Origin of the sequence: Mesorhizobium sp. M1D.F.Ca.ET.231.01.1.1 (assembly GCF_003999155.2) — a bacterium.
In the GTDB taxonomy this organism is placed as follows: domain Bacteria; phylum Pseudomonadota; class Alphaproteobacteria; order Rhizobiales; family Rhizobiaceae; genus Mesorhizobium.
Genome location: NZ_RZOZ02000155.1, coordinates 1 through 332 on the forward strand (window position 1 = coordinate 1; position 332 = coordinate 332).

Annotated in this window: 1 protein-coding gene; it reads right to left on the reverse strand. The window is 63.9% G+C overall.

Annotation, left to right across the window (positions count from 1 at the left end; translation table 11 throughout):
* Positions 1-332 (reverse strand): aldo/keto reductase (locus EN874_RS32735; protein WP_189396750.1); only part of this gene is annotated, 332 nt, incomplete at both ends.

Below are 332 nucleotides of genomic sequence, written 5' to 3' on the forward strand. Positions count from 1 at the left end.
CCCGGCGCGCCGGCGCCCCGACGCGTGTCGGATTCGAGCCCCACGGAATGTCCCGGTCCGGCCAGTGGATCTGATAGAGGTCGATATAGTTGGTGCCGAGCTTTGCCAGCGATTTCTCGACTGCGTCGCAGATATCGGGGCGTACCAGCTTCGACGGGCGGTCGCCCCGGAACCATGTGTTGTCGGGGAGGCCGACGACCTTCGAGGCAAGGATGACCTTGTCGCGGTTGCGGTTGGCCTTCATCCAGCTGCCGATGATCCTTTCGGTCCGCCCCTGCGTCTCCGCCTTGGGCGGAATCGAGTAAAGCTCGGCCGTGTCGATGAAATTCACC